The 12,493-nt window shown below is 57.1% G+C and carries 16 protein-coding genes; 11 read left to right on the top strand and 5 right to left on the bottom strand.

The window, feature by feature from the left end; genetic code table 11:
* Positions 1-127 precede the first annotated feature (127 nt).
* The 3 genes from ACU4F7_RS02700 to ACU4F7_RS02690 all read left to right on the top strand — a co-directional run bounded on the left by ACU4F7_RS02700 (position 128) and on the right by ACU4F7_RS02690 (position 1,717).
* Positions 128-784: a hypothetical protein gene (locus ACU4F7_RS02700; protein ID WP_481637980.1), complete on the top strand. Its 657-nt coding sequence runs from the start codon at positions 128-130 to the stop codon at positions 782-784.
* A complete protein-coding gene (locus ACU4F7_RS02695) occupies positions 781-1,095 on the top strand; it encodes a DUF2645 family protein (RefSeq protein ID WP_481637979.1) in 315 nt (104 codons plus the stop codon). The genes ACU4F7_RS02700 and ACU4F7_RS02695 overlap by 4 nt, the downstream gene beginning before the upstream one ends.
* Before the next feature lie 118 nt (positions 1,096-1,213).
* Complete coding sequence (locus ACU4F7_RS02690) at positions 1,214-1,717, top strand: GNAT family N-acetyltransferase (protein WP_024556566.1); 504 nt, start codon at positions 1,214-1,216, stop codon at positions 1,715-1,717.
* A 2-nt stretch (positions 1,718-1,719) separates the two neighbouring features.
* Here the strand turns inward: ACU4F7_RS02690 and ACU4F7_RS02685 are convergent, their stop codons facing one another.
* Positions 1,720-2,601 carry a LysR family transcriptional regulator gene (locus ACU4F7_RS02685; RefSeq protein WP_481637978.1) on the bottom strand — a complete coding sequence of 294 codons (882 nt, stop codon included), beginning with the start codon at positions 2,599-2,601 and terminating at the stop codon, positions 1,720-1,722.
* Positions 2,602-2,700: 99 nt separating this feature from the next.
* On the opposite strand from ACU4F7_RS02685, the gene ACU4F7_RS02680 reads away from it, so the two are divergent.
* Entirely contained in the window at positions 2,701-3,207 is a 507-nt protein-coding gene (locus ACU4F7_RS02680) for a phenolic acid decarboxylase (RefSeq protein WP_024560508.1), read from the top strand.
* 38 nt (positions 3,208-3,245) lie between these two features.
* On the opposite strand, the gene ACU4F7_RS02675 is transcribed toward ACU4F7_RS02680, so the two are convergent.
* The 3 genes from ACU4F7_RS02675 to rraB are packed head-to-tail and all read right to left on the bottom strand — an operon-like array spanning position 3,246 to position 5,330.
* Positions 3,246-4,061, bottom strand: a complete 816-nt coding sequence (locus ACU4F7_RS02675; RefSeq protein ID WP_481637977.1) for a topoisomerase II — start codon at positions 4,059-4,061, stop codon at positions 3,246-3,248.
* 43 nt (positions 4,062-4,104) lie between these two features.
* Positions 4,105-4,863 (bottom strand): tRNA isopentenyl-2-thiomethyl-A-37 hydroxylase MiaE, encoded by a 759-nt coding sequence (miaE, locus tag ACU4F7_RS02670; protein ID WP_481637976.1) that lies wholly within the window; start codon positions 4,861-4,863, stop codon positions 4,105-4,107.
* Positions 4,864-4,910: 47 nt separating this feature from the next.
* Positions 4,911-5,330 carry a ribonuclease E inhibitor RraB gene (gene rraB / locus ACU4F7_RS02665; protein WP_024551479.1) on the bottom strand — a complete coding sequence of 140 codons (420 nt, stop codon included), beginning with the start codon at positions 5,328-5,330 and terminating at the stop codon, positions 4,911-4,913.
* A gap of 54 nt (positions 5,331-5,384) precedes the next feature.
* Here rraB and argL point away from each other — a divergent pair, with 54 nt between their 5' ends.
* The gene (gene argL, locus ACU4F7_RS02660) at positions 5,385-5,525 is read left to right on the top strand and encodes a putative translational regulatory protein ArgL (RefSeq protein WP_373289688.1); all 141 of its coding nucleotides are present in this window, start codon (positions 5,385-5,387) and stop codon (positions 5,523-5,525) included.
* On the top strand, positions 5,495-6,499 hold the full coding sequence (gene argF / locus ACU4F7_RS02655) for an ornithine carbamoyltransferase (protein ID WP_024556570.1): 1,005 nt from the start codon (positions 5,495-5,497) through the stop codon (positions 6,497-6,499). Before argL ends, argF begins: the two co-directional genes overlap by 31 nt.
* Before the next feature lie 433 nt (positions 6,500-6,932).
* Here the strand turns inward: argF and ACU4F7_RS02650 are convergent, their stop codons facing one another.
* Positions 6,933-7,385, bottom strand: a complete 453-nt coding sequence (locus ACU4F7_RS02650; RefSeq protein ID WP_481637975.1) for a NanQ anomerase/TabA/YiaL family protein — start codon at positions 7,383-7,385, stop codon at positions 6,933-6,935.
* 438 nt (positions 7,386-7,823) lie between these two features.
* Here ACU4F7_RS02650 and pyrB point away from each other — a divergent pair, with 438 nt between their 5' ends.
* The 5 genes from pyrB to treB all read left to right on the top strand — a co-directional run bounded on the left by pyrB (position 7,824) and on the right by treB (position 12,491).
* Entirely contained in the window at positions 7,824-8,759 is a 936-nt protein-coding gene (gene pyrB, locus ACU4F7_RS02645; RefSeq protein WP_481637974.1) for an aspartate carbamoyltransferase, read from the top strand.
* A gap of 13 nt (positions 8,760-8,772) precedes the next feature.
* A complete protein-coding gene (gene pyrI / locus ACU4F7_RS02640) occupies positions 8,773-9,234 on the top strand; it encodes an aspartate carbamoyltransferase regulatory subunit (RefSeq protein ID WP_481637973.1) in 462 nt (153 codons plus the stop codon).
* A 69-nt stretch (positions 9,235-9,303) separates the two neighbouring features.
* Positions 9,304-9,690: a 2-iminobutanoate/2-iminopropanoate deaminase gene (ridA, locus tag ACU4F7_RS02635; RefSeq protein WP_024561309.1), complete on the top strand. Its 387-nt coding sequence runs from the start codon at positions 9,304-9,306 to the stop codon at positions 9,688-9,690.
* A 304-nt stretch (positions 9,691-9,994) separates the two neighbouring features.
* A complete protein-coding gene (treR, locus tag ACU4F7_RS02630; protein ID WP_029591366.1) occupies positions 9,995-10,942 on the top strand; it encodes a trehalose operon repressor TreR in 948 nt (315 codons plus the stop codon).
* A gap of 130 nt (positions 10,943-11,072) precedes the next feature.
* Positions 11,073-12,491: a PTS trehalose transporter subunit IIBC gene (treB, locus tag ACU4F7_RS02625; protein ID WP_024561311.1), complete on the top strand. Its 1,419-nt coding sequence runs from the start codon at positions 11,073-11,075 to the stop codon at positions 12,489-12,491.
* Positions 12,492-12,493 lie beyond the last annotated feature (2 nt).

Here is a 12,493-nt window from a genome sequence, read left to right as displayed (position 1 = left end):
ATCGCTTTTTCTGTGCGTTTATTTATCAAGCGATACGCTTACGCTAAGCGCACCTCTAAATTTGAATGTTAGAACTGTCGTGAATAGATATTGCAGAGTAACTGGAGCAAATTTTCCCCACTGGACTTTGCTCGACTTTTTACGTTTTTGGGCCTTACCAGACAATCATCGTTTTATTACCGGAAAAAGTTACCTTTGGGCGTATAAAGCAGCCTGGTTGGTCTATAACAAAAGGTCTATATTGGCTATCGCTCGTGAAGAACAAATATCCCCTCTCCTTCTTGCTGGCGTTGCCGCTGCTGAAGTGGGTGGAACTCCAGAAAGACTGAAAGGGTATGGTGTCTTACAATTCAGGCAGGTTATCGAAAAAGTGGCCCGCCAGGATAACCGCTGGTCTAATGCAGTTTCAGTCGGTGCGGTGGCCATTCAGCTAAGGGCAGTCGCAGAGACGCTGGGGCTTGATACCGCTCAACTCACTGCATCCGATCAATTTCAGCTGGCGAATTGCTTGCTTGATAATGACTTTAATCTTCGCGTAGTAGCCAGGCATCTCAGGCAGCTTGTCTTGTATGATTATCCTCAGGCAGATACTATGAATCTTACCGATGAACAAATCATCGTCGCGGGATCGCGTTATAACAGAGGCGTTCAGCGCAACAAACAAGACTTCCTTGATTCAATCCATGCCGAAAAAGGGCGTCCAGAAAGAGAATATAGTTCTTATGGCAGACGAATTCTTGAGAAAAGAAAATCAATTGAAGAAATATTAAGGCTTGCGATATGAATTTCAAAAAAATAACGCTAACGCTTGTTTATAGCCTGTTCGCTTTTACGCTTATCGCCTTCTTATCTTATCTCAAAGAAGAAGAATATATTGATGGAGATGAAGTAAAAAATGTCTGTGATGCGGTGCGAATGTTGCAAGTTGACGATCCACGCGCTTTTACCGCATCGCTGGGTTTTTTGCTGCTGATGCCCTTGCTCATTGCTTGCCTCAGTCGAAAACATCGCCATGTTTTTCTCATCGTCGTTACGATAGCGCTGTTCTTCTGGTGGATATGGCGCTTTTATGGACGTCTGGCGGTTTGCCTGTAGCGCTGACGACCGGCCTTTTTTACGTCCTCAGCATCCTGTCTGAAAGATCCTCGCTTGCGCCCTGATAAACGTAGTGCTATTTACTGCGCCTATGTGTTCAAAAGTAAATAAGACGTCTATGAGTGTTGCAACGCCCCTTCAGTTAACCATCCGCCCGCTGACCGTCCGGGATAACCCCGCTATTGCCCGCGTCATTCGCCATGTTTCCGCCGAATTCGGCCTGACCGCCGATAAAGGCTATACGGTCGCCGACCCGAATCTGGATACGCTCTATGAGGTGTACAGCAAGCCTGGCCACGCCTACTGGGTGATCGAACACGAAGGCGAAGTGGTGGGCGGCGGCGGCGTGGCGCCGTTGCAGTGCAGCGAACCGGATATCTGCGAATTACAGAAGATGTATTTTTTGGCGCAGGCCCGCGGCCAGGGGCTGGCCAAAAAGCTGGCCTTGCAGGCGCTGGATTTCGCCCGCGAGCAGGGCTTTCGCCGCTGCTATCTGGAAACGACCGCCTCGCTGACGCAGGCTATCGCGCTGTATGAGCGCCTTGGCTTTGAGCATATCGACGGGCCGCTCGGCTGCACCGGCCACGTGGACTGCGAAGTGCGGATGCTGAAAAACCTCTGACCTCACCCTTCCCTGTTCATTTTGAACAGCGCCAGCAATGTCGCCACCTGCTCATCAGGCGGCGACATCGCTTCTTTGACGATAAGATGCAGCGGCGTGGCGCGCCTGGCACCGTGGGCCAGCGGCAGCCTTTTTAACGTTCCTGCCGTCAGTTGCGCTGCAATACGCTCCTCGGGCAACCAGCCGTAACCTACCTGGTACATCACCGCCTCTATCGCCGCATCGGCGGTGGAAAAGGTCCACTGCTCCGGGGTACGCGACTCGCGCGCCGCCTGCTCGCTTTCACGCCCGGCGATACGAATTTGCGGATAACGCGACAGCGCGTCGTCCACCTCCGCAGAGGCGCACTGATGCAGCGGATGGTCGCGGTGGGCTACTGCGATAAAATCAACGTTCATCAGCCATTCACCGCGCCCCACGCTCTCTTCACGCCGCGTCAGCACCAGCACGTCCGCCTCCTGGCTTGCGGCGACCGCCTGCGGGTCGCTCTCCAGCACTTCGGTGAGGCGAACCTGCGTTGCCGGGTAACGCTGCTGGAACTCCCGCAGTATGGCAAACAGCCGCTCGCGCGGAAACACCGTATCCACCACCAGGTCGAGGCTGCCGCGCGCGCCGTCTCGCAGCCCCGCCGCGCGGGCCTCAAGCGCGTGAAAGGCCGCCAGCAGCGGTTTCGCCTGCTCCAGCAGCAGCCTGCCTGCGGGCGTCAGCGCCGCCTTTCGCCCCTCGATCGTTAACAGCGTAACGCCAAGGCGCGCCTGTAATTGCGCCAGGTTATAGCTAACCGAAGACTGGCTGCGGTACATCGCCTCCGCCGTGCGAGCGAAGCTGCCAAGCTCCACTACGCTTTCGAGGAGACTCCACTGCTCGAGGGTAGTCTTGTGCATAAAAGTTCTATTTTTTGAATGTATTTCATCCAAAATTAGCGTTATTCATTCAAAAAGTGAAGCAATAAAATACCCTCATCAAAACAAAGGAGGTCAGTTATGAGCCAGTTCGATAAACATGATTTGAGCGGTTTCGTCGGTAAACACCTCGTGTACACCTACGACAATGGCTGGAACTATGAAATTTATGTGAAAAACGAAACGACGCTGGACTACCGCATTCACAGCGGGCTGGTGGGAAACCGTTGGGTGAAAGACCAGCGCGCTTACATCGTACGCGTGGGCGAAAGCATCTATAAAATTTCCTGGACCGAGCCGACCGGCACCGACGTCAGCCTGATTGTGAACCTGGGCGACCGCCTGTTCCATGGCACGATTTTCTTCCCGCGTTGGGTAATGAACAACCCGGAAAAAACGGTGTGCTTCCAGAACGAGCATATCGCCGAGATGGAATCTTACCGCGAAGCGGGCCCGGCTTACCCGACCGAAGTGATTGACGAATTCGCCACCATCACCTTTGTACGTGACTGCGGACCGGATGATGACAGCGTTATCAACTGCGCGGCGAGCGAGCTGCCCGCCGATTTCCCGAATAACCTGCGGTAACCCCTGCGCCGCACGCCGCACCGCCGCGTGCGGCGTTTTTATCGGCTGCTGACCGAATAGCGAATGATGCCCGCCGCGCTCGCCATCGGCAGACTGAAGACCTCTTGCCAGAGCCCCTGCACCATATTGCACAGTTGCCCTTCTTTCCCCTGCGCCTTTTCCGGGTGAGCCATCAGGTCGAGATCCGCGCCGTAGCGCTCGTTCATGCGCAGCAGGATGGGTTGTAAATCGTGATGCGCCTTCTCGCGCTCCGCTTCCGTCACGCCGTGCTTGTTCGCGCCGAAGGAGGCGTTATACATATCGGCGTCCGCCGCCATGCGGCTGTCGATTTGATCCTGCGTCAGGTAGCGTACCGGGTTCACGCCCCCTTTTACTGCCGGGAAGAGATAGCGGAAACAGACATCATCGCCCTTTTTTTGCAGCGCGGCGGTCATTTCCATATTCGAGCGCATATAAGCCACCGCTTCGGCATCGGGCGTTTGCTGCAGGCGCTGCATGGAGATAAGCAGAATTTGCTGTTGAATGGCGTCGATTTTCTCCTGCTCGCTGCGCCCCTGGCGCTCCATCGCCACGACCTGATCCCGCAGCTGCTGTGCGGTGGCGGGATCGTGGTCGAGAATGGCGCGGTAGAGCGGAACGTGGCTCATGGTGGCGTCGAAAGCGCTGTCGCTCACGGTTTGCGGCGCGGCGGGTGGCTGCGCGTAACGCAGCCAGGCGCTGAGCGCGACCACAATGGCGAACGCCGCCACCAGCGCGCCGATGCGCAGCGCTTTCGAGCGCTTACGCGTCAGCAGGTAAGCGGCGACGATAATTATCGCGCCCAGCACGGAAATAAGGGGAATAAAGGCCATCATGGCTCCTGAATCATATTTGATGCGTTAAGCATAGCGCCTGCCGTTATACCGGCAGGCCGCTGTGAAAACGAAACTCGTTGTCGGGCGACGCGATAAGCGCGGCTTCCACTTCGCCGAAAAAGCGCACCCGGGCGTCTACCTCTTGCGGCGCTATCTGCCGGGCCAGCGCCAAGTAGTCCTGATAATGACGCGCTTCCGAGCGCAGCAGCGACAGGTAGAACTTCTGCAACTCGTCGTCCAGATAAGGCGCCAGGGCGGCGAAACGCTCGCAGGAGCGCGCTTCAATGTACGCGCCGCAGATAAGCTTATCCACCAGCGTCAGGGGTTCGTGAGTGCGCACTTCGCGCAGCATGCCTTTAGCGTAGCGGCTGGCGGTGATCTTCACATAAGGAATGTTACGCGCCGCCATCGCCTCCCGCACCTGCCAGAAATGATGCAGCTCTTCTTTGATAAGCAGCACCATGCTGTCGATAAGCGCCTGGCTCCACGGGTCGTCCGTTTCCGGCATCACGCTTTTGCCAATGCGCTTATGCAGGGCGATAAAATCGGGCTCCGGGCCTTCGCGAAAGGCAAAGGCCTCATAGGGCTGGAGCCAGCCCAGCAGCTCGTCGGAACCGCTTTTATCCGCCACATATTTACGAATGAGCAGCATGGCGGTTTGCGCCGCTTTCAGTTCGCAAATCATGTGGTCGGTGAGCAGAAGGGGCAGGTTTTCCGGCGCGCGCGCCTTTTCAATCCAGGCCGCAGGCGTGGCGCAATGCAAAAACTCCCGGACGGGAGCGAGCAGTTCGTCGTAATTCATGCAGGGTCCTTGCGATGCGGCAGCGCGACGCTGCCGCCCTGAACGACTTAGTGGCGAATGCCGTCGTCGTCTTCGTCCACGTAGTCTTCGTCGTCCTCTTCGCCTTCGCCGTTCGGATCTTCGTAGTAGGTGCCCCAGCCGTCGTAGTCGACCTCATATTTTTCTGCGAGGTTAAGCAACTGTTCGACCTGAGCGTCGATAAGCTCGGCATTGAGCGCGCATTCGCTCAGCACGTCGCAGCAGATCACGGTTTCGCCCTCTTCCACTTCCAGCTCTTCCGGATCGGTCACTTCATAACCCAGCTTAAACGCCTCCACGGCGACCTTTTCCAGCGTCTCGAAATCATCGGCGGAAAAGTGATGTTCGATAGTATAAAGCGCGTCTGGATCGCTACCGTCTTCCAGCAGCTCTTCAATGATCAGGCGCGTCTCTTCACGCTGCTCTTCCAGTAATTCCGGGTTTGCCATGGCTCGTTCCTCAGTGTGTCGGCGAATACCCTTTATTTTCACATACCGACGCCAATGCCTCCACCTTTCACCGCAAAGTTTTATTACGCGGGGTTGCAAATGAATATTCATACATATAGATTGAATTTTAATTCAATAAGTGGCGTTGGCCATGTGAGGAAAAGATGTCGACCTTTTATAAAAAACATTTTCTGAAACTGCTCGATTTTACCCCCGCCCAGATAGCTGACTTGCTCGCGCTCGCCGCAAAGCTCAAAAGCGATAAGAAACAAGGCAATGAGCAACAAAAGCTGACCGGTAAAAACATTGCGCTCATCTTCGAAAAAGACTCTACCCGTACACGATGCTCTTTCGAAGTTGCCGCTTACGACCAGGGCGCCCGCGTGACTTATCTTGGCCCGAGCGGCAGCCAGATTGGGCATAAAGAATCAATTAAAGACACCGCCCGGGTGCTGGGCCGCATGTATGACGGCATTCAGTATCGCGGCTACGGCCAGGAGGTGGTGGAAACGCTGGCGCAGCACGCCGGCGTGCCGGTGTGGAACGGCCTGACCAATGAGTTCCATCCCACTCAGTTGCTGGCGGACCTGCTTACCATGCAGGAGCATCTGCCGGGCAAAGCCTTTAACGAGATGACGCTGGTCTATGCGGGCGACGCGCGCAACAACATGGGCAACTCCATGCTGGAAGCGGCGGCGCTGACGGGGCTGGATTTGCGCCTCGTGGCGCCGAAAGCCTGCTGGCCGGAAGCGAGCCTGGTGGCGGAGTGCCAGGCGCTGGCGGCGCAGACCGGCGGCAAAATCACCCTCACGGAAAATGTGGCTGAAGGGGTGAAAGGCGCTGATTTTCTCTATACCGACGTCTGGGTCTCGATGGGCGAAGCCAAAGAGAAATGGGCGGAGCGCATTGCGCTGCTGCGGCCTTATCAGGTGAACCGCGACATGGTGGCGCTGACCGGCAATCCGCAGGTGAAGTTCCTGCACTGCCTGCCCGCGTTCCATGACGACCAGACCACCCTTGGCAAACAGATGGCGGAGCAGTACGGCCTGCACGGCGGCATGGAAGTGACGGATGAGGTGTTTGAATCGCCCAACAGCATTGTCTTCGACCAGGCAGAGAACCGCATGCATACGATTAAAGCGGTGATGGTGGCGACGCTGGCGCAGTAATTGCCCATGTATCGCTTTCGCTGACTATATAAGGGATGGTGGAAGGTTCCGTTCGCCAAAACGCTGGCTTTATCTGTTCCCCTCTCTTACGCGAACGTGCTAAGGGGGCTCGCCACCGCCCCTTAGCAATCTCGCTTCCCGGCGCAAAATCGCCGCTGCGGGGAGACCTCATCTGTTACCCGCTGGCGTCGGGCCGGGCATGACAACAGTGACTCGACCCATTCATGGGCCTCGCCCTTTCGGGGCCAACGCGTTGCGTTGTTGAAAAACGCTCCCGGCGTTTTTGTCTCTGTGCCCTCATGCCCTCGCGCCGGTTCCCTCCGGCGCGCCCCGGCCACCGTGAAAAAGCTGAGGCGATTTTCAGCCGGATAAGCTTCCACGTTAACGCTAAAAACGATTTTTCAGGCGGGCCAACCACCGCTGCAAATGGCGCTTAGGCCACCAGCAGCTTCACCACCACTTTACGTACTGGCGCGGCCTGCCCTACGGCGCACAGCGGCTTATGCACTTCCCCCGGATAGAAGACCACGAAGTCGCCCTCTTCCAGCACCACGGTTTTTTCCTGCGCCCCTTCCGGCAGGAAAGCGATATCTTTCTCCGCCAGCCAGTCGGTCTCCGGCGCGCCCGCAGGCAGGCAACTGAAGGTCACTCCCTCCACGCCCTGCATCACAATCTGGATATCCAGATAGCGAGCGTGATATTCCGCGCGGCGCTCGGCAATCGGCTGCGTGGTGTCGTTGGAAACGAGATAAAAAAGACGGTCGCCGTCGATGTCATGCTTACCGAGCGGGGTTTGCGCCGTGACGTGCCGCTTCACATACTCAATCGCGTCGCGCAGCTCCGCAGGCAGCCAGCACTGCAAATGGTGAATGTTGCCGATAATCATCTGAATCTCCTTTATATAAAACACTGTTTCATTTTTATGTTTTATACGAGGAATTCGCCTGCAGAGCTACCGCTTTCTGCGAGAAACCTGCGTCAGGACAACATTCTTCTTTGCGTAGCGGCGTCCTGGCCTATTTCCTTGCAAACATGATAAATAAATATGCATTCTTACCGCTTAACTATTCCACGTAATCGATTCCTGTCCTCAAAATGTGCATCCGGCCCCTTGCGAAGCTAACGCGCGCGCGTATAATGCCGGGCAATTTGCCGGGAGGAAGCATGGTCAGGTCTGTTCGACAAACTCGCTTACCGCGTCGCCACAACGCTGGCGGCGGCCACGCCGTTTTTCTTTCCGCTATTCAATTTCTACTGAAAGCCCCTCATTGAGGGGCTTTTTTTTCGTCCAGCGTTTACCCGCCGGCCTGAAGAGGAGACAGAAATGGCTAATTCGCTCTATAAGAAACATATCATTTCCATTAACGATCTCAGCCGCGAGGAGCTTGAGCTGGTGCTGGAGACGGCGGCGAAACTCAAGGCGAACCCGCAGCCGGAGTTGCTCAGGCATAAGGTTATCGCCAGCTGCTTTTTTGAAGCCTCCACCCGCACCCGTCTCTCTTTTGAAACGTCCATGCATCGCCTCGGCGCTTCGGTGGTCGGCTTCTCCGACAGCAGCAACACCTCGCTTGGCAAGAAAGGCGAAACCCTGGCGGACACGATTTCGGTTATCAGCACCTATGTGGACGCCATTGTAATGCGCCACCCGCAGGAGGGCGCGGCGCGTCTCGCCACCGAATTCTCCGGCGGCGTGCCGGTGTTGAATGCGGGCGACGGCGCTAACCAGCACCCTACGCAGACGCTGCTCGATCTCTTCACCATTCAGGAGACCCAGGGACGTCTGGAGAACCTGAACATCGCGATGGTGGGCGACCTGAAATATGGCCGCACCGTGCACTCACTCGCTCAGGCGCTGGCGAAATTCAACGGCAACCGCTTCTACTTTATCGCCCCCGACGCGCTGGCGATGCCGCAATACATTCTCGATATGCTGGATGAAAAAGGGATTGTCTGGAGCCGCCACGAGGCTATCGACGAGGTGGTGGCGGAAGTGGACATTCTCTACATGACCCGCGTGCAGAAAGAGCGTCTCGACCCGTCTGAATACGCCAACGTCAAAGCGCAGTTCGTCCTGCGCGCGGCGGACCTCGAAGGGGCGCGCGCCAACATGAAGGTGCTGCACCCGCTGCCGCGCGTGGATGAGATAACAACCGATGTCGATAAAACGCCGCACGCCTGGTACTTCCAGCAGGCGGGCAATGGTATTTTCGCTCGCCAGGCCCTGCTGGCGCTGGTTCTGAATCGCGATTTGGCTCTGTAAGGAGGATGCTTAAATGACACACGACAATAAATTACAGGTAGAAGCTATCAAGCGCGGCACGGTGATTGACCATATCCCGGCGCACGTAGGCTTTAAGCTGCTGACGCTGTTCAAGCTCACCGAAACCGACCAGCGCATCACCATCGGCCTGAACCTGCCCTCCGGCGAACTGGGCCGCAAAGACTTGATTAAAATTGAAAATACGTTCCTGACCGATGAACAGGTCAACCAGCTGGCGCTTTATGCGCCGCAGGCGACGGTTAACCGCATCGACGAGTATGAAGTGGTAGGCAAAAGCCGCCCGAGCCTGCCTTCGCGCATCGAGAAAGTGCTGGTCTGTCCGAACAGCAACTGCATCAGCCGCAGCGAGCCGGTGGACTCCGGCTTCGCCGTGAAGCAGCGCAACGATGAGATCCTGCTGAAGTGCAAATATTGCGAAAAAGAGTTTACGCACTACGTGGTGCTGGCGGATTAATTCACACTGGCAATGACACAGCGGCTCCCTATAATGGCGGGAGCCTAATCGCTTAACTCAGGAGAGACTATGTCCCGCACACTCGCGACGGAAAATGCACCCGCAGCTATCGGCCCTTACGTTCAGGGCGTCGATCTGGGCAATATGATCATCACCTCCGGCCAGATCCCGGTCGATCCGAAAACCGGCGCCGTGCCGGATGACATCGCCGCTCAGGCGCGTCAGTCGCTGGAAAACGTGAAAGCCATCGTTGAAGCGGCTGGCTTGAAAGTGGGCGATATCGTGAAGACTACCGTTTTCGTGAAAGACCTGAACGATTTCGCCACCGTCAACGCCACCTACGAAGCGTTCTTCACCGAACACCAGGCGACCTTCCCGGCGCGCTCCTGCGTGGAAGTGGCGCGCCTGCCGAAAGATGTGAAGATCGAAATCGAAGCAATCGCCGTGCGCCGTTAATCGCCGTACTCGCATTAAAAAGGTCACTCCGGTGGCCTTTTTCTTTTTTAGCGCTGGCAAGACGCAGCCGCGTCACGCGCCTCTCGTCTGCCTGATGACGGCAAGCCCGGGTGTTGAAAAACGAAGCGCGACGGGCGAAGGTAGCGGGTACGCTTTCAGCTGAAGCCCAGGCCTGGATACGCCTGCGCCAGCATCGGCCAGACAAACCAAACCTAAACCAGACTATGCTCATTGCGTCCGGCAGAAAAAGCGATAACCTAAGCCGTTGAATATAAAATCTTAAATATGCCAGGGGAATGGACCGATGCAAAACCGCCTGACCATCAAAGACATCGCGCGCTTAAGCGGCGTGGGAAAGTCGACCGTTTCGCGCGTGCTCAATAACGAGAGCGGCGTCAGCGAACGCACCCGCGAGCGGGTGGAAGCGGTCATGCGTCAGCACGGTTTTTCCCCTTCCCGCTCGGCGCGGGCGATGCGCGGCCAGAGCGATAAAGTGGTGGCGATTATCGTTACCCGTCTCGACTCTCTTTCAGAAAACCTCGCGGTGCAGACCATGCTTCCCTGTCTCTACGAACAGGGCTACGACCCGATCATGATGGAAAGCCAGTTTTCAACGAAGCTGGTGCAGGAGCATCTGGACGTGCTGAGCCGCCGCAACATCGACGGCGTGATCCTCTTTGGCTTTACCGGCATCGACGAAGCGATGCTCACTCCCTGGCGCGACACGCTGGTGCTGATGGCGCGCGATGCCGAAGGCTTCGCCTCGGTCTGCTATGACGACGAAGGGGCTATCCGCATCCTGATGCAGCGACTCTTTGAGCAGGGTCACCGGCATATCAGCTACCTCGGCGTGCCCGAGAGCGACATCACGACCGGCCTGCGCCGCCACGAAGCCTATCTTGGCTTTTGCCGACAGCATGAACTGACGCCCAACGCCGTCCTGCCGGGGCTCGCCATGAAGCAAGGCTATGACCACGTGGCGAAGGTGCTCAATGAAGAGACCACCGCCCTGCTCTGCGCCACCGACACGCTCGCCATTGGCGCGAGCAAATACCTGCAACGGCATCCGCGCAACCCGCTACAGCTGGCGAGCGTCGGCAATACCCCGCTGCTGAAGTTTCTTCACCCTGAAATTCTTACTGTTGACCCAGGTTACGCGCAGGCGGGCAAACAGGCCGCCTTGCAGCTTATCGCCCAGGTGACCCAGCACGCTGAACTGCGTCAGATAACCATTCCCGCCGCCCTGAGTTAACCCCTGCCTGCGGATATATTGTGATCGCCGCCCTGTTTCGGGAACGTTCCCTTTTTCCCGCTTAAGGGAAACGGATAAGCTTGGCCCGTCTTACCCTCAGCCTACTTTTACTCCGTCACGGGGCGTCATCATGCGAAAAATAAACCAACAGGATATCGACAGACTGATAGCACTCGTGGGTGGCCGTGAAAACATCGCCACGGTCAGCCACTGCATTACCCGGCTGCGTTTTGTGCTCAATAACCCGGCGAAAGCGGACCCGAAAGCCATCGAAACGCTGCCGATGGTCAAGGGCTGCTTCACCAACGCCGGTCAGTTTCAGGTGGTGATTGGCCCGGAAGTGGGCGAATACTACCAGGCGCTTATCGCCACCAGCGGCCACAGCAGCGCCAATAAAGAGCAGGCGAAGCTGGCGGCCCGCCAGAATATGAAATGGCATGAGCGTCTTATTTCCCACTTCGCGGAAATATTCTTTCCGCTGCTGCCCGCGCTGATTAGCGGCGGCTTGATCCTCGGTTTTCGCAACGTCATCGGCGACCTGCCGATGAGCGACGGCAAGACGCTGGCGCAAATGTTCCCGGCGCTGAAATCGATTTACGACTTCCTGTGGCTGATTGGCGAAGCCATCTTCTTCTACCTGCCGGTGGGTATCTGCTGGTCGGCGGTGCGCAAGATGGGCGGCACGCCGATACTCGGCATCGTGCTTGGCGTCACGCTGGTCTCCCCGCAGCTCATGAACGCTTACCTGCTCGGGCAGCAAACGCCGGAAGTGTGGGATTTCGGCCTGTTCCAGATAGCCAAAGTGGGCTACCAGGCGCAGGTGATCCCGGCGTTGCTGGCGGGCCTCGCGCTTGGGTTCATTGAAACGCGGATCAAACGGCTGGTGCCGGACTATCTTTATCTGGTGGTGGTGCCGGTTTGTTCGCTGATCCTCGCGGTCTTCCTGGCCCACGCTTTTATCGGCCCGTTCGGCCGCCTGATTGGCGACGGCGTGGCTTTCGCGGTGCGTCACCTGATGACCGGCAGCTTCGCGCCCATCGGCGCCGCGCTGTTTGGCTTCCTCTATGCGCCGCTGGTGATAACCGGCGTGCACCAGACGACGCTCGCCATCGACATGCAGATGATTCAGAACATGGGAGGCACCCCGGTATGGCCGCTGATTGCGCTTTCCAACATCGCCCAGGCGTCGGCGGTGGTAGGCATCATCATCACCAGCCGCAAGCACAACGAGCGCGAGATTTCCGTTCCAGCGGCTATCTCCGCCTTCCTTGGCGTAACCGAGCCCGCCATGTACGGCATTAACCTGAAATACCGCTTCCCGATGCTCTGCGCCATGATTGGCTCCGGCCTCGCCGGGCTGCTGTGCGGCCTGAACGGCGTTATGGCGAACGGTATCGGCGTTGGCGGCCTGCCGGGCATTCTCTCTATTCAGCCGGGCTACTGGCAGGTTTTCGCGCTGGCGATGGCGGTGGCGATTGTTATCCCGATGATCCTGACCTCTTTCCTCTACAAGCGTAAGTTCCGCCAGGGCACGCTGCTGGTGGTGTAATT

This window comes from Franconibacter pulveris, assembly GCF_056780215.1.
Note: the sequence above shows the minus strand (reverse complement) of the source record. Positions and strands in the feature narration are given on the sequence as shown.